Below are 26171 nucleotides of genomic sequence, written 5' to 3' on the forward strand. Positions count from 1 at the left end.
CATATCGTCATTGGATCAGGTTGAAAAAAATCGGGCAGGCCACACCAAAATTATGCCAGGCGCTACTGCTGATTTTTTTGCATTAACCAACGCTCCCAATCCCGCTACCAGGTAGGTCTTGACCCCAACAAGCAAGTCAGCAGTCGGTGCCACATTACAAATCGCATTCGGAACGGGTTTTGTACAAGCCCGCAGACCAAATCCGTGAAATGATGAAAAGCAAAGACGACAATGACACAGGCCCCACAACCTTCCCGCTGGACGAATCGGCGGTCGTTTTCACAGACTTACAGGGTATCCGTCGCCGTGGCGTTTACCGCAAAAGCCATGGTTTCGTGGAAATCAGTGAAATGGAAGTGCCGCGCAAAGAGGAGTCATTTTTCCCCGAAGAGGATATTGTAAAATGGGAGTATGAACCAGAAAGCCAATCCGAATAAGCCCCGATTGGCAAAACTTGCGCGTTGACCTTATACCAATACTGATGCCTCTCCGGTACTGTTAAGAATTGTCTTACCGCTCCAGAATATTTGGCTTGGCCCCAAATGCAATAGGATCCACGTCTATAAGCTCCAGAGATTTTACCATTTTGAGTGTCCCTGCTTTATACTTCTGAAAATGAGGTGTTTTCAAATGGGCCTGGTAGGCATCTTTGCTCGCATAAATTTCCAGCACCGTAACGTGGGTTGGCCTGGCTTTGTCGTACATAGCATACAACGTAAGCACGCCCGGCTCGTTGGCAATTGCTGCCTGAGTATGTTCGCGGATAGCCGCTTTATAGGGTTCCAGATAAGCGCTATCGATCTCGATCTTCGCCATCCGAACCATCCATTCTTTACTTTGTCCCAATGCGGGTTGCAGACCTGCAACAGCTACTATGAAAAGAACTGAAAGAAATGCCCTCATCAGCTATTTGTTTAAGGTTGGGTATATTCCTCATCTGAAACCTGCTCCATCCATTCCACGACCTTCCCGTCCAGGCTTTCCTGAATGGCGATATGGCTCATGCCCGTGGTCGCGGTTGCTCCGTGCCAGTGTTTTTCGTTGGCTTCAAACCAGACGATGTCGCCCGGGAAAATCTTTTCAACCGGCCCTCCCTTCCGCTGCACCCAACCGGCGCCTACGGTCACGATCAGGGTTTGCCCGAGCGGGTGCGTGTGCCAGGCCGTTCTTGCGCCGGGCTCGAATGTGACCAATGCCGACGCGGCGCGACGCGCGCTGTTCGGCTCAAAAAGCGGGTCGATGCGCACCGCCCCGGTAAACCAATCCCCCGGTCCTTTGCCGGACGGCCTGCTGCCTGCTCTTGTGATCTCCATAATGCTCTGTTGTTTCACTCAATGAATATGCTTCTTCAATGTACAAATATCAGCGCAGTACTTCCGGGCGGATAATGATTTTCAAACCATCTTTTAAGAAATTCAAACCAAACAGGCTCTTACAGGATGGTACCGATACAGCTTCAAGAATGCTTTGCTATTTTTGTTATGCGGCAATCAGAACTCGTGTAATTCTTAATTTCGGGAAATGGAAAATGTAAAGCAGCGGACGGTATCCGAATTCAACAATGAGTTGAAGTTAAAAGGATTCAATGTCTTCCAGATCGAAGAGGATGGCAATGCTACGCGCGTGTACAGCCGCAAAGATTTTTACAAGATCTGCCTCACCACCGGCAAGAGTAAGATCCATTATTCCGACCGGAGTTTTGAAACGGATGGTACCGTGCTGTTTTTCGGCAACCCGCATATTCCGTATTCCTGGGAGACGCTCTCTACCAGTTATGTGGGCTACACCTGCCTGTTTTCCGAGGCGTTCGTGAATGCGGCCGAGCGCACCGAAAGTCTGCAACAATCTCCGCTGTTTAAAATCGGTGGCACACCCATTCTGAATATCTCAGAGCAGCAGCGGGATTTTCTTAATACATTGTTTCAAAAGATGATAGAGGAGCAAAAGACCGATTATGTATTCAAGGATGATCTGATGCGCAACTACATTAACCTGATTATCCACGAAGCGCTGAAATTGCAGCCCTCCGAGAATTACCACCAGCAGAAGAACGCCGCCGGGCGCATTACTTCAGTGTTTCTGGAACTACTCGAAAGACAGTTCCCCATCGAAAGCGCCGACCGGCCCCTGCAATTAAAGACGGCCCAGGATTACGCCACCAGCCTGAATATGCACGTCAACTACCTGAACCGGGCCGTCAAACAGGTGACAGGGAAGCCTACAACTACCCACATTACCGAACGGATCATTACCGAAGCCAAAGCACTTTTGCAGCACACCGACTGGAATATTTCCGAAATCGCCTATTCCCTGGGTTTTGAATACCCTACCTATTTCAATAACTTCTTCAAGCGCCTGACCGGCACAAATCCGCGTGCGCTCCGCATGGAAACCGTTTGAAATTCTTAATGATCGGTTTGATTGCCGTTAACCAATACGCATTTCGATTTTACTATTTTGTCATAGATTATAAGCACAAAAATCTATGATAAAGAAAAACACGAACGATATCTTCGAACGAATGCGAGCCGGCGAAACGATCAGAAAGAACGATCCCGGCTATGACGACTTCGGCCAGGCTGTGGCGCGTACGATCCGGCTTTGCAACGAAATGAACACCGGCGCAACCGATACGGACCAGGTCCGCGAACGCCTGAGCGAGATCATTGGCAGCCCGATCGACAGCTCGACCACCATATTTCCGCCGTTTTACATCAATCTAGGCCATTTTACGACGCTGGGCAAAAATGTATTCATCAACCATGCCTGCTCTTTTCTGGACATTGGCGGTATCACTATCGAGGACGACGTGCTGGTCGGACCACGTGTTAATATCACTTCCGAAAGCCACCCGCTTGACCCAGCTGACCGTGCAGCATTGGTCTTAAAACCCGTGCACATCAAAAGAAATGCATGGATCGGTGCGGGAGCGACCATTTTGCCCGGCGTTACGGTCGGCGAGAATGCCGTGGTGGCAGCTGGCGCCGTCGTCAGCCGTGATGTTGCACCCAATACCGTAGTCGCTGGTATACCGGCAAAAGTTGTGAAAGAAAGACTGACCTAGTTAACATGGTGATAAGATGAATGCATTTACAGCAAAATAATATCACGCAACCTTCAATATTTCCTTCTCCACCCTTGACAGGAATTTGGATCGCGATTTGAGCGTGTCCATATCCTTGTGGGAGGAAAGATAAAACACCCCTTCCTTGCCGGGATTCTCAAGCAGATAGAATTTGTACCCATACTTCACCTCACCGGGCAACAACTCATTGCCTTTCACAGTGGGCAGAAACTGGTAAAGTACTGCTCCGTATTCCCTGAAAAATTCAGGGGTAAACGGCGTAGTCAGCTGGTCGGGATTTACCGCTTTTGCAATATAGCGCTGCTCAAATTTCGCTTTCATAATGGTCAGAGTTTGTTGATGATGGTGTATTGCAAAAATAACAGCTCATTTGAGAATTACCTCAAGTTTTGATATTATTTTTATCAAAATATTGATACCATTAAAAACAATCCTGTTTCCTCTCGACCAGCCGTTGACCATCGCAAGCAAACGCGACGCACTAAACAGCCGCACGAAGGCCTCCTGTGCCTCCGGTCACACTTTTTTAGTGATCAGGTTCCTTCGAACGGCAAGGTTATGGGCACAGCATGGGCGGGGTAGTGGTCACACACGTAGCGGAAAAGGTACCGTCCCAAATCGAGAGCTCGTTTATGTGAGCACGAGCCATTCCCCCTTCCTGTCTCAACCCAAATCGGTTGCCGATTTATTGGCAAAGGTGGGTCAATGACTATGATTCCCGAAACCGGCTCCCCGTTCTGCAGGCGATCCGTGCAGGTAGTTCACACCTGCCAGATCGCCTTTTATTTCGCCCGTTTTTAGGGAGCCGGTCTTGCGGGAACTAAACGATTTCCGACAATCGATTTATCCCTGGTTGTTTTCTAACACCAGACTGGCCATTGTCGTTAATTCGACACGCGCTTGTTTGGGCAGGCCCGCAACGGCTATACACGTACGGGTCGGATAGCGGTCAGCGAAGTAAGTCTGGTAAACCGCATTCAACTCGTCGAAATACCGCATATCCGTCAGATACACCGTAACGCTAACAATGTGGCTGAAAGTCAGCCCATGCTCATGAAGTATCGTCTCAATATTGGTAAACACCTGCCTTACCTCGTCCTGGAAGGAGGTAGTCACCAGCTGTCCACCGGCGGAGCCAATCTGACCTGAAATAAACAAGAACCCGTTGGACACCAAAGCTTTTGAAATCGGCACTACCGGTGCAGCGCCCTTTTCCATTGTACTCATATATAGATTGTGATTGATATGTTTGTTTGTTTAATACTGGCGCAGCAATATCTTATAGCCAGCTCAATTTTTAGCAAAAATGCCGCTTTATATTTTTGATCACGATGTACGTAAGCGATTTGCTTATCATTCCCTATTTACTGTGTTCTCTCGACTTGTCCGGTTGGATGCTTCGGCTAAGCACCGCTGTTACATGCCTACGGCATTTCCGGACAGTCGTTATCTCACCGTTCTACCCATATTACATCGCTAACGCGATTGGACATTTTGTTAGTAAAGTGCCGTCAGGTAAGTAATATAGATAGTCTATCGGCGCCCAACATCCTTGAAACCTATCATTCTACCCATATTACATCGCTAACGCGATTGCGCATTTTGTTCGTAAAGTGCCGTCAGGCACGTAATATCGGTAGTCCATCGGCGGCACCCAACATCCTTGAAATCCCGGAGGGATGTAACGGTACAACAAACGAATGTCCTCCGCGCAAGCGTACGCGCAGAGAGCAACGCCCCGCACGGGCCCTCACGTATCGAACAACCTAACTCAGATTTTAACCAAAGTGAAAATCTTCCCGAGCAGGTTAGCCGAAATTTGTTATGTTTTGGCCGTCAATTTGGTTTTAGGATGACCAAACATTAGCTAATTACTCATTCAACCGCGGAAGTTATGTCAGACAAAAACGAGATCGTCGCGCGACATCTAAGAAAATTCGACGCATTGACCGAAAAAGATATTGCCGAAAGTCAGCCCTACTGGAAACCGAGGAAAATCAAAAAAGGCGATTTCTTCAATATGCAAAGCATGGTTTGCAACGACCTCGGCCTGGTGATCAAAGGCATTTTTAGAATATACTACCGTGATCCGCAGACGGACAGGGACAAAAACCTTTTCTTCTTTTCGGAAAACCAGTTCGTGGTGTCATTCAGAAGCTTCATTTCGCGTAACCCTTGCTGGTACTTTATCGAGGCGATGGAAGATTCGGAAATTGTCTTTATTTCTTACAAGGACCTCCACGGCCTCTATGAAACGAACCCCAACTGGGGCAAATTCGGGCGGTTACTGGCGGAGCTCTTTTTTTCCTACGCGCAGACCCGGGCCGAAGAATTCATGTTTTTTTCCCATGAGGAACGTTACCTGAGACTCCTGGAAGAACATCCCAACATTATCGAACGCATTCCGGCCTACCATATTTCGTCCTACCTCGGCATAACCAACCCGTCGTTAAGCCGGATCCGGAAACGCGTCCGGAAGTAATGCTGATCAGTTTTCAGCGATATGCGTGGACGTCCTCATCAGGCGAAATGCGGAAAGCAGGTAGTAAAACGCGCCAAAACCCGCATAACCTGCCAGGCTGGTAATGCCCATCGTGGGATCGTGGGCGAGCGCTATAAATGAAACGCCGGCCACAGCAGACTGCCCCCCGCTGATGATCATAGGCCATTGACCACCCAACGCCTGCCGGCGGCGCAACCCCAGGATCAGCTGGATCACACCCGTGAGGATTGCCCAAAAACCAAAGACGACCAACGCTTCGGGCACGCCGCGCTGTAAGGCGATGCCGACGGCGATCGTGGTGATGACGCTGATCGCAGCATTCAGGTATTGAGGAGTCTTTGAAGCACCGCTTCGGTTAGCGCGGATATCCAGTAACGTACCCACGACGTCCCAGGCCGGGTAAACGACCAGCAGGAAGGTCGCAATACCGTCGGATGTTTTCGCAAAAAGGACGACCAGCGTCACCCAAACCACCGAAAAGGCTGCCCGAATGAAATAGAGATTGCGTAATGAAGTGGCAGTTTTTACAGTCTGACCGTCTGTTATTGCCTGGGAAAAAGATGGAGCTGACATAATTTAAATCTTTAAATGTTTTGTTGCTCCAAAATTGCGCAGTCGGGTTTGGTAGTTTTTTCACCTAAGTTAAAATGCAGGAAAAAACCTACCGACAGTACGGGTACTGCTAATCTCCATCTCGCCTGGGCCATTCGCCGCACGAGCAACCTCACTTCACCCATGATGCAAAATTTTCCAAAAGCGCGTCTTGCTGTACTCCGCTCCGGATGCTTAACCCGCCGGCTTGTGCCTTGCCCGGCGCCTGCTTATAAATAGCATCTGCGCGTTTCTGGTCAACCGGTTTATCATTAGCCGTTACTGGATTGAGCAACAGCAGCCCTTTGGAAGAGAGCACTTCCACCAGATCGGGCAGATCGTATTCGGCCAATGCGCCGGGTACTGCGGAAAGCGCGAACCGGGGTTTGTAGAGCCTTTCTTCGGCGATGGACTGATAGGACGTCAGCGGTTGGACTAAAACCAGCTTGTCGAATGGGTTGTCGATCGCCGCCGCGTGCAGCAGATCGGAAGTAAGCGTGCCCACAGCCACGCCCGACAGCTTCGTGTGCGGTGTACCCGACTTTTTGATAAAATCGGCCAGGATCATAATCTCCTCGGCACGGGTCGCTACCAGGCTTTTGTTCGTCAATATGCCAAAAAACCACAGGTTCAACGGAATATCGTCGATCACCGAATCGCCCCCGCGGATAAAGCCGCTGCCCAGTTCGCCGGTACCGCTCAAATCGGGGACCACTACCTCATAACCTTTGCTGGCCAGCTGATCCGCCAGCTTGCCTTTCTGGACTGCCTCCCCTTTGCCTTGCTCATTCAGCAAAAGGATGGTAGCACCTGTGCTCCTGGCCGGTTTTAGCCACAACACAGGAAGATGGTAACTGCCGCTTCCCTTCACCAGATATTTTTCAATGGCATACTCCGGCCGGTGCAATCTCCCTGAAAACACCACGTCGGCTTTGCCCGCCGGTTTTGTAAATCCGGACAAGGCAATGATTTTCTTCCGAAGCGCTTCGGAAAAGTTCGCTCCCGGCTTCACATTCTTTCTCCTTTCCGCAAGCGCTTGGGTATATTTTTCATTCAGGGAAAACATGCTTTCCCCTTTCAAAGCAGCAATGGCCCGGCCGCCGGGTGTTGCATGAAGTTCCTCGTCGGTAAGCATCTGTACCTTCAAATCGACGGAACTGCCGGGATTGTTGAGGTGTTTTTGAAAAAATGTGTACGAAGCCTCCCGGTTCTTGAGCGTGGATGCGTGACCGGCATCGTCTTCGGTCATTTGGATCTGCTCCGGTTTTCCAAATGCCTCATAAGCTTTCCGGGCTTCATGATAGCTGTCCCTGGCCCCCTGAATGGCAAAAATATCCCGGGTAGTGGCCACTATCAATGCCGGTTTCGGCGCGCGCACTTCCAGGAAGTCGGCCATATCGATGCCCTCTGCCAGACCGTACATCAGGTTCTGCTCGGCATCCTGCGGCCCGTTCGAGTGGATTAGCTTATCAAAGGTGGTAATGTAGCATTCGGGCGCCGCCGCGGCAATGCGATCATCCATTGCGGCAATGTACGCGCTCTGCGTGCCCCCGCCCGAGCGGCCCGCAATGCCTATGCGGGCGGGGTCCACTTCTTTCCTGGTGAGCAAATAATCCACCGCGCGGATGCCGTCCCAAATGAAATAATTCGCAGGCGGAAGCCCGGCCACGAACGACTGTACACCCGCATAGGAATGTTCGCCGGTCGCACCTTCCTTCAACTCATCCGGCTGGTATTGAATACGTTCGCCCTGCCCTATCGGGTCAAATGCCAATACGATGAAGCCTTTTTTCGTGTAGTTGAGGATCAGATGCTGATAGGCTTCGCTACGGAAACCGTTCTCGCTGTGCCCGCTGCAAAAGAGGATCGCCGGCGCTTTCGTCTGCCGCTTGTCCGGCAGAAACATGGCGGCCGTCACGTGGTAACCCGGGCGGGATTCGAAATACAATTTTTCGACCGTATAGTCTTCCTTTTTCAACGTCCCTGTAATGACCGGGTTCAACGGCGTTTTCTCCGGAAATGGCCCGACGGCCTTCGCCAGCTTCATCCGGACTTCTGCCTGCCGCTGCTGCCATTGCTGCCGGGTTGTAAGTCGCAAAACAACGGCTTCCCGATGACCCAGCTGCGAAAAGGCCCTCTCGCTAAGCGCATCGTAAAAGAGTTGTCCGGCCGTGTTCTGATGGTATTTCCAATAACCATAGACCGAGAGATCTTCCTGTGCAAAAAGGCTGTTCGATGCCCCTAAAAAACTGCATGCAAAAACGATCCATTTAGGGTATTTCATGATGTTCAGGTTTAGGTGAAAAACGCAATAGCCGCGTTTTTTTAGTGATTGGGCAAATTAACATATCATCGGTAGTAACCAATATGTTTTTAAAACTATGGTTAGATTTTTGTCCTGATCACCTTCTCGCAATATGTAACTGCTTTCATCCCTAACTAATAACTTGTTAAATCCATCCAACGACCGATCCCGGTCGGCATCTCCGAGGATTTTCAAGCTCAACGTTAACGTTACCGTAAAAATATTGCCATACCTAATGGTGCGGCAGTTTTCCGATTGCCCGGGCATTTGCTTTCTGTAATTCATATTCAATTAACCAATCACTGCCTATGTAGGAATTTCTTCCCAAAAGCGGAAGGATTTCGGTGTATTTCCGACCGCATCCCGCTCATTGAATACGCTCACCTTTCTTAACTCAGTTTATCAATTCCAAAACTCAATTACCATGAAGAAAAAGATATCGCTGCTTCTCCTGTGGTGTATGCTCCTGGGTACCTGGGCGTACGCGCAAACCCAGGTTTCGGGCAAAGTAGCAGACACCAACGGCAATGAATTACCCGGTGTAAGCGTGGTCGTGAAAGGCACAACGACCGGCACCACCACCGACCAAAAAGGCAATTTCTCCGTATCCGGCACAAAGGGAACCGTGCTGGTCTTCTCATTTGTAGGTTTTGCCACCCAGGAGGTGCAGGTCGGCTCAAAAACCGTGCTGAACATTACCATGGCCCCCGACGATAAGCAGCTCAACGAAGTGGTCGTTATCGCCTATGGTACAGCCAAAAAGAAAGACCTCACCGGGGCCGTTACGGCCATTGACTCCAGGACCATCGCCGTACAATCCAATTCGACCGTCACCAGGGCGCTGGAAGGCGTGGTGCCGGGCTTACAGGTGTCATCGGTAGATGGCCAGCCGGGGCTCGACATGGGTATCAGGGTGCGCGGCGCGGGGTCTACCAGTCAGAACAGCTCCAATGCCCTCATCGTCATCGACGGGGTGCCGGCAGAGCACGAAAATGCCCTGTCGTCCATTAACCCGAAAGACATCGCCAGCATCAGCGTGCTGAAAGATGCCGCTTCTACCGCCGTTTACGGCTCACGGGGAGCGAATGGCGTGGTGCTCGTGACCACCAAAAGAGGTGCAACCGGAAAAACCCGGATTTCATTTGAGGGACGCTGGGGCGTGAACTATGCCGGTGCGCTCAAATTCGATAAAATGACCGACGCCAAAGACATCTACGAATATGCCTGGCAGGCCATTTACAACTCTGTCAGGTACGGCGTTGCGGGCGGCCCTTCTACCAACGGCACTTCTACGACAAACCTTAAAAACCCGAATATGTCGCATGAACAGGCCGCCGAATTTGCCAGCGCGCATTTGTTCGACTATACCGGATCTACGACCAACTTTTCAGCTAATACACTGGGTAACTGGATGCTGTACGATGTTCCCGGCGCGGTGTACACGCCCACGGGAAGCGGTACACAAGCCAGCGCGACCATGTCGGGCGCCTACCTGGTGAATACAGACGGAAAGCTGAATCCAAATGCGCGGAAGCTCTACGATGCAGGCAGCTACGACAATTACTTTCTCGAAAGCAAGCTCCGCCAGGAATATAACCTTACGGCCAGCGGTGGTACCGAAAAGGTCGATTACTTTACTTCGGTGGGTTACCTGCAAGATCCGTCCTACATCCGCGGGTCCAAGTTCGGTCGCTACAATGTGCGTTCGAATGTAAATGCGCAGCTATTTGACTGGGTAAAAATCGGTGCAAACATCGGGTATACCAACCGCACCACGCAGTCTCCGGCAACACGGTTCGGCCGGAACCCGGGTTCGGCCACGGCCAACGTATTTCGCTGGATCAATGGCCAAAGCCCGCTCATCTCGCTCTTCGCCCGCGATCAGAACGGCAATATCAAAAAGAACGCCGATGGCACGGATATGGTCCATGTGAAGCTGGGCGACACCTATTCGCCGCTCGGCCCCGCCAAAATCCCGACCTCGGAAGCCAACCTGATCAAACTGCTCGACGACGATATCGACAAACGCGTTTCCAACGACCTGAACCTGAAAGGTTATGCTACATTCAAATTCCTGAAAGATTTCAGCCTGACCACCAACATTTCATATGATCGCTTTTCCGAAACACGGACCCGCTACGGCAACAGCGGAACAGGGCCGTATGTGGGTGTAGGTGCATTCGGCAAAACCTATCAGAACGTCGGGATCCTGGATGCTCAGCAGCTCCTCAACTGGGGGCACACCTACGGCCGTCACGAACTGACCGCCATGGCAGGCCACGAATACTATCAATACAGCCTCGACAACCTCAACTACAACTCGGCCTACGGGCTCATCGACGGCTTCCCCGCTTACGCCAACTTTGTGGGCCGGTACACCGGAGGTACATTCGCCGCTCCCGGCGGGAACGAGGTCAAAACGGCTATGGAAAGCTATTTCGGCCGTGTGAGCTACGTTTATGGCGACCGGTATTACCTCGAAGCCTCCATTCGTCGTGACGGCTCTTCCAAGTTCAAGTATGCCAAAGACCGCTGGGGTACATTCTGGTCGGTAGGCGGTGGCTGGCGTTTGTCGACCGAGGAGTTTATGAAGGGAACAAACTCCTGGCTTAACGACCTGAAAATCCGGTCCAGCTACGGGGTAATCGGCAATCAGAGCGGTATCGGGAATTATTCGGGATACCAGCTATGGAGTTACGGGGCTATTTATACGTCAAGCACGTCGGGATCCGGCATACCCGCAAGCTATACGCTTACGCAAGGCGCATTTGTCAACGACGGTCTGACTTGGGAAAATACCCACACGCTGGACGCAGGCATCGATTTTACCGTATTCAAAAGGGTGCACGGGTCTTTTGACTGGTACAACAAGCATACCGTCAACTCGGTATACAACCAGCCGATCGCCTTTTCACTGGGGCAAACCGCCCTGACTAAAAATTCGGCAGGCCTGCGCAACAGAGGGATCGAAGTGGATATCAATGTCGACATCATCCGTACCAAGGATATCAACTGGACCGTCGGCCTTAACGGAACCCATTACACCACCGTGCTCACCAAAGTTCCTCCCGGCGTCGGCTCGGCGCAGCTTAATGGCAACTGGACTGCGGGCGTGGACGGCTGGGCTGCCAACGGAGGCGGATCGACGGGCGAAACGGCCTACCTGCGCGGCGTGGGCAAGGATTTCTATAATTTGTATTTCTTCAAATACGGAGGTGTAGATGCGAATACGGGCTTACCGCTATTCCACCACCGTGTGACGCAAGCCGATCACGCCGCCGACAAGTTCACCGATACGCCCATCGGCTCCGATATAAAAACGACCGATTATGCACTGGCCAGCCGCTATGAGATGGGCAGTGCATTGCCTAAATGGATCGGAGGTTTCAATACGACGTTCCGCTTCAAGCAATTTGATTTATCAGCAATCATCGCCTACCAGATCGGAGGCAAGTATCTAAGCGTCGAATATGCCAATGGCCTCTATTTAAACGGGAACATAGGCAGCGCGCTTTCCAAAGAGCTGGTAGGCAACACATGGACCCCGGAAAATACCGACGCGAAATTCCCGATGGCATTTTACGGAAATACCTATTATACCAACGGCGCCACCATCGGAAGCTGGATGTATTCGGACCTCGCCCTTTTCAACGCTTCTTACCTGAACGTGAAAAACCTGTCGCTCGGATACAATGTGCCGGCTTCCGTGCTGTCAAAATTCAAAGCCAGCAATTGCCGGATTTTCGCCTCGGCGGACAACGTGGCCATGCTGACCGGCCACTCGGGATTCGATCCCCGGATGTCGCTGGTAGGCGGCCTGGAAGTGGGCGGTTACTCCTACCCTTATATGAGCACGGTTTCATTGGGTCTTAATCTAACTTTCTGAGGACATTAAAAGTGAATACAGATATGAGAAAATATATTTTTATCCTGCTGGCGACCATGCTTTTCAGTTCCTGCTCAGACAAACTGGACATTACACCGCCCAACAACATTACCGACGAGCAAATCCGGCAGCTCTTGCTGTCGGGCAATGCAGAATCCATCAAGCTTGTGATGGGCAGTATGGCCAATAATATGCCGTTGCTTTTCAATTTCGCGGGAATCAACGGCGTGGGAGGTGCCGATATGTATTACAGTAACCAGGGGCTCGATATCATGCGAAACCTGGAAGGCAACGACATGGTGCTTGGCGATGTAGCCGGTCTTTCCCCGCTGGTGGGCGCACCCGAGTATGGCCTGGACAATTTTATTTCCAGCACAGCCAACAAAAACCTCGTATACTGGTATTACGCCTGGAACTGCATCAACCAGGCCAATAAAATGCTCAACTTCCTGACCGATGCGACCGTAGGCACCAACACCTTCCTGATGGATTGCAAAGCACGGGGACTGGCCGCCCGTGCGTACGGCTATAACTATCTCATGGAAAACTATCAGGATGCATTCGCGCTCACGGGTAAAGATAAGCTCGGTATCATGCTTTACGATTCCTTCTCGCCCACCCAGGCCAACAAAGCCAGGGCAAGCGCACAGGAGACATATGCTTTTATCAAAGCAGATCTGAATGCCGCCAAAAAGCTCTTCACCGATGCAGGTATCGGCTACACAAAAGATCTGGGCGATATCGACCTCGCGGTGGTCAACTTCCTGTTGGCGAGAGTTTCCGTGTGGACCGGCGACTGGAATACTGCCGTTACCGCCTGCGACGAAATCCTGGCTCAGTATCCCACTTTGATGAGTGAGGCGCAATATGGCGGAAAAAACACCGGAACGGCGGCAGATCCGGTATTCCTACCCGAAACTAACGGTTTTCTCAACAATGCATCCAACCCGGAAGTCATTTTAGGGTTTCCCGTCGGTCAGGCCAAAACTTACCATAATGCATACACCAACCCATTCGGACTGGGTAACGGTGGCGTCACCCGCGCATACAAGCGCATCGACAACCGCCTTTATGAAAAAATGGCTGCCACGGATTATCGTAAAGCATGTTTCATGGCAACGGATTTTGGAAACTATACCTACCCCGGCAACAACACGGTAGCGTTTATTCCCAGCTACACCAACACCAAGTTTGCCGCGACTCATGGGATTGCAAGTACCAACAAAATCGAAGTCGGTAATGTGACGTGCTACTATATGCGTACATCCGAAGTGCTGCTTATGAAAGCGGAAGCGCAGGCGCAGCTTGCCAACGAAGCAGGGGCGAAAACAACCCTGAACACGCTGCTCTCCGCCCGCACCAAAACCGGTTCGCCGGCATTGACCTGTGATACCTATCCCGCCATGTCGGGGCTGACCGCATTGCAGATGGTATACCTGCAAACGCGCATGGAACTGTGGGGCGAAGGCGGCCGCGAATTTTACAATAACAAGCGGTGGAACATCCCGGTCGATCGCACCAGCTCGGCCAACCACCTGTCCAAAGTCAATTACCCGGTTTCCAATATGACTTTGCAAATTCCCGAGGAAGAGATTCTGTACAATCCGCTGGCTGTTCAGAACTAGGCATAATTTCAATCAACTGAATACCAAAAGGCCCCTTCCCGTTCAGAAAGGGGCTTTTTGGATTATTAAATTAACAGGCAACCGTAAGGTCAACTACCGGCAGCTTTCAAACTTTTTGTGCCATGATCCTGAAAGTGTCGTCATAACGCTCCCTGACCTTATCCATCGCGGATTTAACCTGTGCCAGCGCGGCTTCGTAGTTCGCATTCACTTCCATCAGGCGACGGGTGATTTGCTCCGCGGTCGTTTGTTCGATCTCGAAAGTCCAGGAGGCAAGGCCGAGATCATAGTACATCTGCCCCTTGATCGTGTCCTCGGGCTGGCGCAGGTAAAAGCAGGGCGTGCCGTTGGTGGCCGCGATGATCGGAGAATGGCATTCGAAACTGAGTACGGCCTGGGCCTTTTGATAGAGCGACGCCGCCTCGTCCGGCAGCCAGTAGCCATGCTTCACGATATAAGGTTTCACGTCGTCCGGCAGCGGATTGATCAGCAATTCGTCCATGACATCCACCTCATAAGTCATTTCGGGGCACACCACCACCTTCCCCTTCGTTTTCCTCACCCAGGTGATCATTGCCTCGCGGAGCTTGGCATGGTCGTTCTCCTTCCATTTATTATTGAGCTCGTCCACCTCTTTGATGCGTTCGGCGCTCCATCCGGCATTGTTCGGCCTGATTTTGTAGTAAGGCGTACGCCGTAGCCTAGGGATCACGCAAATGAACCGGCGGTCGGTCAGTTTGTTTTCCCCGATAAATTTAGCGGCAGCGGGGTCGTCGTGAATATCCATCGCAAAAGTGGCGTCGGGGGCGAATGCGATATGTTTTCCTTCCAGACCGGCTTCCTTCAACTTCCCGATCGACGCGGTTTCGCGTGTGAAGATGAACGACGCATTTTCGATAATGCGTTTGAGCTCCGGCGTAATGTCCTGAATGGTCACCCCGAAAATCCCGAAAGGTTTCTGTGTTTGCTTTTGCCAGCTATCCAGGTAATCCGCGGCCACTACCGACGGCCCGGAACCGTGCAGGAAAAAATCGGCTTCCGAAAATGCCTTTTTCACCTCGTCCGACTGCGGCTCCCCGTCCTTAGTAACCTGTCCGTGAATAATTTGCAGATCAGGATAATGCTTTTTGAGCATTCCTTCGGCAAAGTCACTTTTGCTTTTCTTCCAGAGAATGAGCTTTGCCCTGGGCATACGCTTTTTCAGGAGGGCGATCAGCCCCGGCGTGTGGGCGATATCGCCGATATTCACATCCTGCCATCCCGAAACGAACAGGATCGTAGGATCGGCTTTGGCTTGTGCCATCGTTCCAAACATGCAGAACCCTGCCAGCGCAGCCCCGCTTTTGATAAAATTTCTTCTGGTTTTCAATTGCATGATTTACAATATTTTAGACTATCAATGTAAAAATTAACTTATCTACTTTTCGCCGCAATTATGTTTTTGCTGGTGAGCATATGCGGTATGACGGTCACGGGTACCCCGGGTTCTGCTCGAACTTCGTGCCGGTGTTGGCGTCAATCACTTTCTGCGGAATGGGCCAATACCGGTTGAAATCCTGAATCGTACTGCCCGAAGAAGGGCCGTTCGGTACCGACGGGACCGAATTGTACTTGCGAACGCGGTCCACGAGCCTACCCATGCGTATGAGCGTGCGGAGCCGCGGTTCTTCGACGATCAACTCCCGCGAACGCTCGTCCAGGATGAAGTCTTCTGTTACGTCGGCAGCGGCAACCGGTTTGGCTTTCGCCCGTGCACGCACGACATTGAGATCCGCAGCGGCCGAGGTTTTATCCCCTTTCCGGAAATGCGCCTCTGCCCGCAGCAAATAGGTTTCCGCCACGCGCATCCGGCTGAAATCCTTCACCGAGTTGCCGCTCAGGTTGTTATTCCCCATGGGCGTTCCCTCGATTTTTCGGATGTAGGGATAGTATTGGCGCAAAGTGTCGAGCACAGTTTTGGTCAGGGTACCGTCGGCTTTGGTGGTGTACAGCTGCCCGTCCGCACCTCTTTTGGTCAGAATGGGTTTCCCGAAGTACTCCTTATCAGCCGCATTGTTGTAATAATAGGTCCTGCGGATGTTATACACCGAATTGCGTATATCGTTCGGATCCAGCTTCCAGATGTCGTATTTAATGTAATTGGTGGGAGAATTTACGCCTATCCCGCGCCCAAGGCTGTCCGAGGGCAGGTTGGCGCTGCCATTCGGAGACTGGATCTTGTCATATTCCGGCCCCCAGTACCGGATGCTGATGTTCGCCAGCGAAGCGGTGGAGTAGCCGCCGGGGGTAAAGTTCTCGAACTGCCATGCCCACATCACTTCCTTGTTCCCCTGCGATTTGTTGATCTGCCCATCGGCGAAAACGTCGGAAAATACATCTCCCGGCCGGCCCGCCGCCTTGCCAAAGCGCTGGGTCATGAGCTGGTAGTCGCCGGCTTCCTTACTGATCACCATCGTGGCGGCAGCTATTGATTTGTCAAAATAGGAATCGTCCTTTTTCTCCATTCCCAACGAAATATAAACCTCGCTCAGCAAGTGAAATGCGGCTGCACGCGGAATGCGGCCATCGGGCACCTCCTTGTCCAGCAACGCCGACGCGGCTTCCAGGTCCTGCGCCACGAAGTCGAGCACCTCCATGCGCGATGCCCGGACGAAGTCGAACTTCGGCTCCACGATCCGCTCTTTCACAATCGGTACTCCACCGTACACGTTCGCGAGGAAATTGTAGGTATATGCCCTGAAAAACAATGCCTGCCCTTTGATGTTCGCCCGGGCGGCATCGCCGATTTTGAGGCTCGGGTCGTCGATGTTATCCAGGATCAGGTTAGCGCGCACAATCATTTGCTTGAATGCCCAATCCCAGTAAATGGCGGTTGCTTCGAGGTTGGAGTTCAGCAAACTGTAATCCTTGTTTCCCCGGGAATCGTTGCGGCCCCATTGGCTTTGGTCGGTACCCACGGTCATGTATTCGAAATTGTTGGACGCGATGCTCTGCTCCTGCCGCGCGCCTTCATAGAGGGACACCACGGCCGCATCGTACCCCGCCTCATTCACGAGCAGGTTTTCCGGGCTGAAACGGTCCAGAGGGACTTCATCCAGGTAGGACTCTTTGCAGGCCGTCGTCAGGCCGAGCGCACACAGGGTGAGCAGGCAAGTAAGATATCTTTTCATGTTCATTAAGGTTTAGAAGGAAATGTTAAGCCCGGCAATGAAGGTTTTCAATAAAGGCCCATTCTCCCCAGGGCTCCTTCCGCCTCCGCCGAACTCTGGGTCCCAGCCTTCCCATTTGGTCCAGGTACCGAGGTTTTTCGCGCTCACATAAACCTGCAATGCGCCTATTTTGACCGTCTTCAGCAGCTTCTCGGGAATATTGTACGAGAGCGAGACATCCTGAAAACGGACGAAACTGCGGCTTTCATAAAACCCGTATCCCAGCGGATTGCGGTAATTGATCCTCGGGTGGGTATTAATCGGATTGTCGGGCGTCCAGTAAGGTACATTCAGAAAATTGGCCTGGTCGTAGAAATTAGTGCCAGGGTTCATCATATCGAGCCTGCTGTACCCGCCCTGGCGGACATTGAAAGTTGTCGAAAGGCTTAGTCCCCTGTAACTCAAAATATTGGTTAGCCCCATATTGAAAGCGGGTTGCGCATGGCTGATTACCTTGCGGTCCTGCGGGGTAATCTTACCATCCGGCACGCCGTCGGGGCCGCTGATATCCTTGAAGCGGATATCGCCGGGTTTAGCGCCCGGAATCAGGCTCAGGTCGTCACCCTGCTGGAAAATACCGTCGAAAACATAGTCGTAGTTGCTCAGCAGCGGGTGGCCGATAAACCAGCCGCTCGCAATATCGTCGTCCTCCCGGCCATCGTTATTCACATCCCGGCCGGTCAGTTTCACGATTTTATTCCGGTTAAATGAAAATGCAATGCTGGTATTCCAGGCAAATCCGCCGCGCTGGATATTGGTCGTTTTCAGATCGATTTCCAGTCCCTGGTTCATGGTTTGACCTACATTTCTGAGAAATTCCTCAAAACCGTTGGTATTGGGAATGGCCTGTTTCAAAAGCAGGTCGTACGTGCGGGTCCAGTAGTAATTGAGCGAGGCACTGATCCGGCTGTTTAAAAACTGCATGTCGGCTCCGATGTTCGTACTTTCGGAGGTCTCCCAGCCCAGGTTCGGGTTAGCGAGGCTGGAAGGGCTCAAACCGACCGACGTACCGGCTCCATCCCCGAATACGTAATTCTTTTGCTCCACCTGGCTCAGGGAAGAGTACTCGGCCACACCGCGGTTGCCGTTCCGGCCCCAGGAAGCTCTCAATTTCAAAAAGTTAATATCTTTCAAATCGTGCATGAATGCTTCTTCGGTGACGTTCCAGCTCAATGCAACCGCAGGAAACACGCCGAACTTGTTGCCCGCTCCGAAGGCCGAAAACCCGTCCCGGCGCACGCTCACCGTAGCGAGGTACTTGCCCGCCACAGAATACCCCAGCCTGGCCATAGCCGACAACTGACGGTTCCTGGCCGCACCCGTATTGATATTGAACCCTTCCCCTATTTCCAGTGCATTATAACCCAGGGCATCATTGAAAATATTCTGGCTGGAAAGCAATGACGACTGCCGTTTCTGCTCATACGCTCCATAAAGCAGGGTAAGGTCCAGGCTTTGCGTCCGCGTGATCTGCTGCTTATAGCTCACGATGTTCTCGATCGTGATGTTTTGTGTTTCGCCGTGGCGCTTCGAACCGGCACCCAGGCGGTTCAAAGGTTCATACGAAGGACTGTAAATGAACAATGCGGAATCAGTGCGGGTATAAGCCGCATTCAGTTTGTACGACAGCCCCTTCCAAATGTGTACGTCGGCGAATGCGTTGGCAAACAATGCCCGGGCATTCGACTTGCGGTCGTTCAAAAGCGTGCCGATCAAAGTGTTGGTCACCAGCCCTATATCCTGCGGCAGCGGACGAGGCGATGTGCCATCCGCCAGAAAAAGGCTCGCATACGGGCTCAGGTACGTAGCGGGTACCAGGTCGGCACGCACGCCCGAGTCGTCGCGCGAGGAAAACCCTGAATTAATGCCCAGTTTAAGCCAGTCCGTCGCATCGACAGACAGGTTGAGCCGGCTGGAAATGCGGCTGAAATTATCGCCTTTCACCGGCGACTTCGCTTTAAGATAACCGCCTGAAAGGAAATAGCTCGTCCGGTCGGTTTTGCCCGATACGCTCAGTTCGTAATTCGACATCGGCGCTTTTTGTTTGATTTCTTCAAATGGACGAATGGAACGTCCCGCAGCGATATTTTCCAACTCAACGGGCTGAAAAGGTACCGCTCCGCCGTCGGCGATTTCGGCATCCTTACGCGCTGCCAGGTATTGCTCCGCATTCAGGAATTTGGGTAAAAAGGCGTAATCCGACGCGCCTGCATAGGTATTGAACGAAAACACCGGCTTACCCGATTTGCCGCGCTTCGTGGTGATCTCGATCACGCCGTTGGCCGCCAGCGATCCGTAAATGGCCGTCGAGCTGGCATCTTTCAGCACATCTATCGACTCAATATCACTGGGGTTAATATCCGACAGGCTGCCCCCGGCGTAAATAATACCGTCCAGCACGATCAACGGCGCGTTACTGGCCGAAATGGAGTTGGTACCGCGGATTTTGATCCCGCCTACCTGGCCCGGGCGACCATTGTCCGTCACCTGAACGCCCGCAATCGTTCCGCGGAGCATTTGCGAAGCATTGGTATTGGGTTGCAGCCGTGTTTGCTCCACATTGACGCTCGCAATGGCACCTGTCAGGTCGCGCTTCCTGGCTGTGCCGTATCCGACGACCACCACTTCCTCCAACGCTTTGGTATCCGGCTTCAGCACCACATCAATCCGGCTTTTCGAACCGATTTCTATCTCCTGCGGCAGGTAACCTACGAACGAAAACACCAGAACGGTAGCCTCCTGCGGAATTTCGAGCGCAAATTGGCCATCCACGTCGGTCACCGTCCCCGATTGCGTCCCCTTCACGACCACGCTCACACCGGGCAACCCTGCCCCTGCCTCGTCGTTAACGGTACCCTCTACCCTGCGGTCGGGCACAGGCGCAGGGGTGTTGCCGGCCGCAGGCGCGATACTGCCCGTTTTCGGCTCGGCCTCGGCCCTCGACAGGATGATCTGCCGCCCCGCTACCACGTAACGGACCTGCAACGGTTTCAAAATAAGGTCGAGCACTTCCCCGAGGCTGCGATTGGCAGCATTTAAGGTAACCGGTTGCCGGACCGGCACCACCTGCGGGCTGTACGAGAACTTGATCTCCGCCTGTTTCTCGATGAGATGCAGGACTGATTTCAAGCTTTTTTCCTGAACGGTTATGGATATACTTCGATTGAGCAGTTCCTGACCGGCGGCACTTCGCGCCCAGGACAGCTGAATGAATCCGAGCACCAGCAACACCGGGGCGACGGTGTTCCTCATGCATCGGAATGCATTATGTGCGGCGAGTTTCTTCATAATGATCGGATGAATAGGGTTAGTAAAAGCAATAGTTGAGCATCCCACGGCAATACCGGAGGTCAAAGGATTAAAAGTCTTTCACATCTTAAACCGGGTTACCGGCACTCACCGCCATGAATGACGACCTGGCCATCCAGTTTTTGGTAATCTGCATTGATAGTGGTGCAAATGACCCGAAGTTTCTCTTCAAAGGTCTCGGTTTTAAGCGACGCGCTGAGTTCGCAATTTTTCAACTGCTCTTTGTTGTACAAAATAGAAATGCCGTAAGCCTTTTCCAGATCGCCGATTACCTCGCCCACAGGCACCGCATCGTACTCGAAATCAGGAATTTCCTTCGAAACATCGATCACCCGCGGTTCCGGCACGATCGATTTGCTGAATTCCGCGGATTGTCGTGAAAAGACCGCCTGCTGGTTCGGCAGCAACAGCAGGCCCGTCACCGGCCGTCGCTTGTCCTGACCGCGCGCATGCGCATCCCTCGAAACAGAAACCTGCCCCGAAGCCACGTTCACCAGCACCTTCGTCTCCTTGTCGAAAGCCCGCACTTTGAACTGCGTACCCAACACCCTGGTTACCACCTCATTGGCATACACCAAAAATGGCTTCCGGACATTCCTTACCACTTTAAAATCAGCCTCTCCAGACAAAAACACTTCCCTCGCGGCCCCATCGAATACCGGCTTGAAACTGATCCTGCTTCCCGGCGCGAGCTGCACGACCGAGCTGTCGGAAAGCACGATCGTCTGCATTGTCGGACCGCCGTTGACACGTTCGGTAAAATGGTCGCGTCCGTTCGAAATGCGGCTTGCGTAGTAGCTCTCGGCATCCCGGCCTTTCAGCCACCAGTAGGCAAACAACCCGCTTAGCAAAACGACCACCGCCACAGCCAGCCAGCGCGTGCCGCCGATCGTACGTACCGGTCGGGATGTTCGCTTGTTGGTTTCCCGGATCCGTACCAGCAGCGCCTCGATAGCTTCTTCGGAAATGATGTTCCCGGCGTACTTGTCCAGCCCGAGCCTGATCGATTCCAGCAAATGCACCGCCCGGTTCCATTCGCCCAGATTCGGCGGGTTACTTGCCAGCCATTGCTCCCAAAGCTGGGCCGTTTCCGGGCCCGGCTCCAAGTGATGGCTAACGAAGTCGTCAGATAACAGAAAATCAGCCGCCGAGAAGTGATCAAACGAATGGTCCAAAGTACAATGCGGGTTGTGGTTCGTACATAGATGACGGGAACCGCAAATAGTACTCAGTTTAACCCAAAAAAATATTAAAAAAGTGAAGAACCGGCAGAATGATCCAACCACGCAACTTTTCGATAGCCCTAAAAACGAGGTTTTTGGCCGATTGCGTGTTCATTTGCAGGATGTCACCGATCTGGCTGTAAGTCAGGTTCTCGATAAACCGCAGCTTGATCGCCTCCTGCTGCCGTTGCGGCAACCTGGAAATGAGGGCGACCAGTTTGTCCTGGCGGGAGGCAGCGATGTCGAGTTCTTCCAGGATTTCCAGGTCGTCGGCATCAAATATTTCCAGATCAATTTCCGACAAGGGTGTAAAAGGCCGCTCTTTTCTTTCCAGCAAATGCATAATGCGGGTTTTCAGCGCCTTGATCAGGTAATACTTCACATGCGTTGGAACCGAAAGTCGTTCCCGCTTCACCCAGAGTTCTGTGAATACATCGTGAATGCAATCCATGACAAACGCGTCGGACGCGGCTACCAAACTGGACCCGTAGCGGTACATATCCTTAATATACAGCCGGTAAAGTTGGGTATAAGCTTCCTGATCCCCGTCCTGAAATGCTACCCAGAGCTCATGTTCGGTTTGTGCAGGCAAAGTAATATAGGATTGGTGACAGCGAAAAACCGGCTATGCAACCGGTAATCGGCATTAAGAGGCCGGATTTGAAGTGATATACTCGCTTTCTGCGGCGCCGGTACTGCCTATCGCGCCTTTTTGAAGCCGCAATCGATCCTGATGGCCTCGTTCAGAAGCTTCTTTATCGCGGTTTCGTCGATTTCCTCTACGGTCTGATAGATTTTATAAAAAATCTGTTTGTTCGTCCCATGCGATAAAAGACGGTCTTCGTCCACTAATCGGCAGCCATACCAAAAACCGAGAAGTACTCCCTTCCTAATGCCGCCTCGGGGAACCGTCGACGGCCATACGATACAGATGCCTTTGTTTCCGTAGTAAAACGGTACATTATATGATATTTTCTCCCGGCAATAATCAGGAAGCGTTTCACGGATTATGGCACGCAGCACATCCACGATCAACCGCTCATCTTCTGGTAAAAGATCATACAACTCTACGATATTTCTGATTTTCAACGGGTTTAACTGGCTCATATACGTTTGACTGGAATTGTCGGCAATACACTGTATTTCGTAGCCCATTAGGGAATTGACGAAATATAGTGTCTTTTTTTAATATCGTCTCCAATTTCAGACTGACAATCATCGTGTTACATTTTGGCATAGCTATTGACTTTTCCAGGGTATCCTATCCAGAACACGCAACATGAAGAATCCTCAAATTCAATCGGATGTTACGCGCGGAATGCTGCGCCACGTCATCCGGGCCGTCGGGCAGCTGGTCGACGCCGACTTCGCCCAAGACTTTGCCTCCGAAGAAAACGCTCCCCTGAGACAATTACTGGGTATCAGGGCGGGAGCCGCAGAAACCGCTAGTACGGTTGCAACGCAACGGGTTTCAAAATGGCGCGATATTGTTTCCCAAACCGGCATTGAAAAGCTGCGAGGCCTTTTTTCCGAAAGTCGCATCATTCCTTTTTCCGATTGGGCGGAGGTAGATCAGGCCGCAGATGTCTGGTATGGCCTGCTGGCGGACGTTATCCGGCCGTTGGCGCGCAGCGACTGGGAATTCATTTTCTACCTGGGCAACCCGTCCAGCCGTCATTTCTTTGAAGTCGACGAAATTCTGGATATCATGGGCAGCTTCACCCGCAGCGGCAATGTCACCCTGGCGCTGGACGCCCGGGAAGCCTGGGCAGTGTGGTCGGTCCTGTTTGGCCGGAAAGAGGTGTCGGAATTCGATATGCAGGATCCGGAGGCCAAGGAACGTTACCGGGCGCTTTTCCAGATGCTGAACGTCCGGCGTCTCATCATTTATTCCGAAAGCCAGGCTGCGCTCGCCATGGAAGCCTCTTACGATGAGATCGCCCGGCCGCCGGTACCTGCACGGTTTCATCACCGACACGAGCGCGACAATTTTATCTCCGGCTATGCATTAGGCCTGAAAATGGGCATTGAACCTGCGCAGTGCCTCATACTAGGTATCGCTACGGCGGGTTCTACCTCCGGAAACGAACCGACCAGGGTTGCCACGCAGGACTTTCTGTATCAATGGCTGGATGGCGTACAATCCTGATTTTATTAATTTCGTATTAAGCTACCGTCGGGCAAGCCATCAAACCGGTCGACCAGCGATCCTATCAATCATGGAAGAAAATATTCAAAATGGGCGCAGCTTGCTGAAAACGCATTCCAAAGATGCCTGGAAAGAAGCGTTTCCGGAAAAACAGCGGCCGGATCCGAGCGACGACGCCCCGCAAATCCACGACAAGAATGATCTGATCAGGGAAAAAGAATGGATCACCCAGGTACTGCTCGAATGCAGCATTAACCTGGCGACCGTTCGCAACCGGCACGAACTCGCCGGGACAGTGCGGGGCACACTGCTCCGTTTCAACCTGATTCGCGGGTTCGCCGTCCGGCGCATCAATCCTGACCAGCAGACCGTGACTACCTATGTATATGACCTGGGGATTAACGTCATTTCCGATTCCGACAGGGTCGAGCTGACGCAGGGACAGTTTCCAATTTACGATGGCTTGCAGAACCGGGTGTTAGAGAGCTCCATACCATTGCAAATCAATGTCGATGCCGAAATCAGGCGGGGCATTAGCAGCCGGTACCTTTCCATATGGCAACGCATGGGCCTGAAAACATTGGTAGGAATCGCATTGCGGAGCGGCGATGTGACACTGGGCATACTGTGGCTGGGCATCGAGCAGGCCAACCTTCCCTTGCTGCAAGCGATCGGCTCGCAGATATCAGTAGCGATGTCGAACGTACTGGCCGCGGAGGAGATCCTGGAACGGGAGCAGGAGAAAAGCTTTCTGCTCGCGTTCAGCAACGAAATTTCCCGCGTGCGTACGAAAGAAGATTTGAAAAATGCGGTTTTTAAAGTGTTCGGCCGCGTCCGGAACACCCGGCTTGCGCTCATCAACCTGATCGGCGACGATAATTTCACCTTAAAACCTTTCATGTACGGCCAGGCGCTTTTCGAAAACGCCGCCGGTCAACTGGACGCCCTCCTGAAAGCGTCCGGCAACATTCAGGAACCGCTTCCCGCACGAATACTGGCGTCGGAAGACCGTGTGATCCTGAAACTTGAAGAAGAATTGAAAACCTGCCCCGACAATCCGTTCGTACTGCTCTGGGCGCAAACGAGGCTTCCATATATGTTTGCCGCGCCGCTAAGAAGCGCCCAGGCCGACCTGGGTACGCTATGGTTGCTCACCGACAACCTGAAAAGCGAGCTTTTACAAGGCATTTGTTCGCAGATATCGACGGCCATCGCCAACATTCAGGCCAATGAAAAGATCCTGGCCTATAAAAGAATGCTCGAAATGGAGAACAGCCAGTTGAAAGAGCAGATCAAACGGACTTACAATTTCAATGAAATAGTTGGCAGCGGGCCGGAAATGCAGCAGGTATACGACCTGATCAGCCTCGTGTCTGAATCTAACTCGACAGTACTCATTACCGGCGAGACAGGTACCGGCAAGGAGTTGATCGCCCGGGCGATCCATAACACCTCCAGGCGGAGCAACAAGTTGATGATCAAAGTCAACTGCGCCGCATTGCCCGCTAACCTGATTGAAAGCGAATTGTTCGGACATGAAAAAGGGGCATTCACGGGTGCGCTCGAACGCCGGATAGGCAAGTTTGAACTGGCCGATAACAGCACGCTCTTCCTCGACGAGATCGGTGAAATGCCGCTGGAAGCCCAGGTGAAGCTGCTGCGCGTTTTGCAGGAAAAGGAATTGGAAAGGATTGGCGGGAAAACAACCATCAAAGTGAATGTACGTATCATAGCCGCCACCAACCGGAACTTGGAGGAGGAAGTAAAGGCTGGGCGCTTCCGGTCGGACCTTTATTACCGCCTCAATGTATTCCCGATCCACCTGCCTCCCCTGCGCGACCGCCGCGACGACATAGTGCCGCTCGCGCATTTGTTTGTGGACCGGTACAGCAAAGCGACCGGCCGGAAAGTCACGAAGATTTCACCCAAAGTGCTGCATGAGCTCACAAGCTATCCCTGGCCCGGGAACGTACGCGAGCTCGAACACCTGATCGAGCGGTGCGTGCTGCTAGCTGCCGGGCCCGTGATAAAGGAAGTTTATCTGCCCGCCAGGAAAGCGACGGAACAGATGCCCAACATGGTCGGCACGCTCGAAGACGTGGAGCGGATTCACATTATACAGACTATCAAACGGTGCGGCGGAAAGCTCGCAGGCCGCGGCGGGGCTGCCGAATACCTGGGTATGCCTGCGACCACACTGCATTCAAAAATCAAGAAACTGGGTATTACCAAACGTCAGTACCTGGTAGAATGATCCGTTCGGATCACGCGATATTTAAAGTGGCT

20 protein-coding genes are annotated in these 26171 nt (G+C 52.2%); 8 read left to right on the forward strand and 12 right to left on the reverse strand.

Annotation, left to right across the window (positions count from 1 at the left end):
- Positions 1-209 precede the first annotated feature (209 nt).
- Positions 210-437, forward strand: a complete 228-nt coding sequence (locus J7619_RS29565) for a hypothetical protein (RefSeq protein ID WP_291207816.1) — start codon at positions 210-212, stop codon at positions 435-437.
- Between the two features lie 73 nt (positions 438-510).
- Here the strand turns inward: J7619_RS29565 and J7619_RS29570 are convergent, their stop codons facing one another.
- Both J7619_RS29570 and J7619_RS29575 read right to left on the reverse strand, forming a co-directional pair.
- Positions 511-903 (reverse strand): putative quinol monooxygenase, encoded by a 393-nt coding sequence (locus J7619_RS29570; protein WP_291207818.1) that lies wholly within the window; start codon positions 901-903, stop codon positions 511-513.
- A gap of 11 nt (positions 904-914) precedes the next feature.
- Positions 915-1313, reverse strand: coding sequence for a cupin domain-containing protein (locus tag J7619_RS29575; protein WP_291207820.1), 399 nt, complete (start codon positions 1311-1313; stop codon positions 915-917).
- A 208-nt stretch (positions 1314-1521) separates the two neighbouring features.
- Here J7619_RS29575 and J7619_RS29580 point away from each other — a divergent pair, with 208 nt between their 5' ends.
- Both J7619_RS29580 and J7619_RS29585 read left to right on the forward strand, forming a co-directional pair.
- Positions 1522-2400, forward strand: a complete 879-nt coding sequence (locus J7619_RS29580; protein ID WP_291207822.1) for an AraC family transcriptional regulator — start codon at positions 1522-1524, stop codon at positions 2398-2400.
- An 85-nt stretch (positions 2401-2485) separates the two neighbouring features.
- Positions 2486-3064 (forward strand): DapH/DapD/GlmU-related protein, encoded by a 579-nt coding sequence (locus tag J7619_RS29585; protein ID WP_291207824.1) that lies wholly within the window; start codon positions 2486-2488, stop codon positions 3062-3064.
- Positions 3065-3106: 42 nt separating this feature from the next.
- Here J7619_RS29585 and J7619_RS29590 read toward each other — a convergent pair whose 3' ends face one another.
- Positions 3107-3406 carry a hypothetical protein gene (locus J7619_RS29590; protein ID WP_291207826.1) on the reverse strand — a complete coding sequence of 100 codons (300 nt, stop codon included), beginning with the start codon at positions 3404-3406 and terminating at the stop codon, positions 3107-3109.
- 522 nt (positions 3407-3928) lie between these two features.
- On the reverse strand, positions 3929-4312 hold the full coding sequence (locus tag J7619_RS29595) for a RidA family protein (protein WP_291207828.1): 384 nt from the start codon (positions 4310-4312) through the stop codon (positions 3929-3931).
- A 667-nt stretch (positions 4313-4979) separates the two neighbouring features.
- On the opposite strand from J7619_RS29595, the gene J7619_RS29600 reads away from it, so the two are divergent.
- Positions 4980-5567: a Crp/Fnr family transcriptional regulator gene (locus J7619_RS29600; protein ID WP_291207830.1), complete on the forward strand. Its 588-nt coding sequence runs from the start codon at positions 4980-4982 to the stop codon at positions 5565-5567.
- 6 nt (positions 5568-5573) lie between these two features.
- Here J7619_RS29600 and J7619_RS29605 read toward each other — a convergent pair whose 3' ends face one another.
- Both J7619_RS29605 and J7619_RS29610 read right to left on the reverse strand, forming a co-directional pair.
- Positions 5574-6161, reverse strand: a complete 588-nt coding sequence (locus J7619_RS29605; protein WP_291207832.1) for a hypothetical protein — start codon at positions 6159-6161, stop codon at positions 5574-5576.
- Between the two features lie 151 nt (positions 6162-6312).
- Positions 6313-8463, reverse strand: coding sequence for an acetylxylan esterase (locus J7619_RS29610; protein ID WP_291207834.1), 2151 nt, complete (start codon positions 8461-8463; stop codon positions 6313-6315).
- A 445-nt stretch (positions 8464-8908) separates the two neighbouring features.
- Between J7619_RS29610 and J7619_RS29615 the strand changes: the two genes are divergently transcribed.
- Together J7619_RS29615 and J7619_RS29620 are read left to right on the forward strand one after the other, a co-directional pair.
- Positions 8909-12370, forward strand: coding sequence for a SusC/RagA family TonB-linked outer membrane protein (locus J7619_RS29615; protein ID WP_291207836.1), 3462 nt, complete (start codon positions 8909-8911; stop codon positions 12368-12370).
- A gap of 23 nt (positions 12371-12393) precedes the next feature.
- Positions 12394-13995: a RagB/SusD family nutrient uptake outer membrane protein gene (locus tag J7619_RS29620; protein ID WP_291207838.1), complete on the forward strand. Its 1602-nt coding sequence runs from the start codon at positions 12394-12396 to the stop codon at positions 13993-13995.
- Positions 13996-14101: 106 nt separating this feature from the next.
- Here the strand turns inward: J7619_RS29620 and J7619_RS29625 are convergent, their stop codons facing one another.
- The 6 genes from J7619_RS29625 to J7619_RS29650 all read right to left on the reverse strand — a co-directional run bounded on the left by J7619_RS29625 (position 14102) and on the right by J7619_RS29650 (position 22843).
- Complete coding sequence (locus J7619_RS29625; protein WP_291207840.1) at positions 14102-15370, reverse strand: polysaccharide pyruvyl transferase family protein; 1269 nt, start codon at positions 15368-15370, stop codon at positions 14102-14104.
- A gap of 94 nt (positions 15371-15464) precedes the next feature.
- Positions 15465-17165, reverse strand: a complete 1701-nt coding sequence (locus J7619_RS29630) for a RagB/SusD family nutrient uptake outer membrane protein (protein WP_291207842.1) — start codon at positions 17163-17165, stop codon at positions 15465-15467.
- Positions 17166-17177: 12 nt separating this feature from the next.
- Positions 17178-20492, reverse strand: a complete 3315-nt coding sequence (locus J7619_RS29635) for a TonB-dependent receptor (protein WP_291207844.1) — start codon at positions 20490-20492, stop codon at positions 17178-17180.
- A 98-nt stretch (positions 20493-20590) separates the two neighbouring features.
- Positions 20591-21688, reverse strand: coding sequence for a FecR family protein (locus J7619_RS29640; protein WP_291207846.1), 1098 nt, complete (start codon positions 21686-21688; stop codon positions 20591-20593).
- A 58-nt stretch (positions 21689-21746) separates the two neighbouring features.
- Positions 21747-22328, reverse strand: coding sequence for an RNA polymerase sigma factor (locus J7619_RS29645; protein WP_291207848.1), 582 nt, complete (start codon positions 22326-22328; stop codon positions 21747-21749).
- A gap of 107 nt (positions 22329-22435) precedes the next feature.
- Positions 22436-22843, reverse strand: a complete 408-nt coding sequence (locus J7619_RS29650) for a DUF1801 domain-containing protein (RefSeq protein WP_291207850.1) — start codon at positions 22841-22843, stop codon at positions 22436-22438.
- 172 nt (positions 22844-23015) lie between these two features.
- Between J7619_RS29650 and J7619_RS29655 the strand changes: the two genes are divergently transcribed.
- Positions 23016-23885 carry a hypothetical protein gene (locus J7619_RS29655; protein WP_291207852.1) on the forward strand — a complete coding sequence of 290 codons (870 nt, stop codon included), beginning with the start codon at positions 23016-23018 and terminating at the stop codon, positions 23883-23885.
- 70 nt (positions 23886-23955) lie between these two features.
- On the forward strand, positions 23956-26139 hold the full coding sequence (locus J7619_RS29660; protein ID WP_291207854.1) for a sigma 54-interacting transcriptional regulator: 2184 nt from the start codon (positions 23956-23958) through the stop codon (positions 26137-26139).
- Positions 26140-26171: the final 32 nt, after the last annotated feature.

Source organism: Dyadobacter sp., from assembly GCF_017744695.1.
In the GTDB taxonomy this organism is placed as follows: Bacteria; Bacteroidota; Bacteroidia; order Cytophagales; family Spirosomataceae; genus Dyadobacter.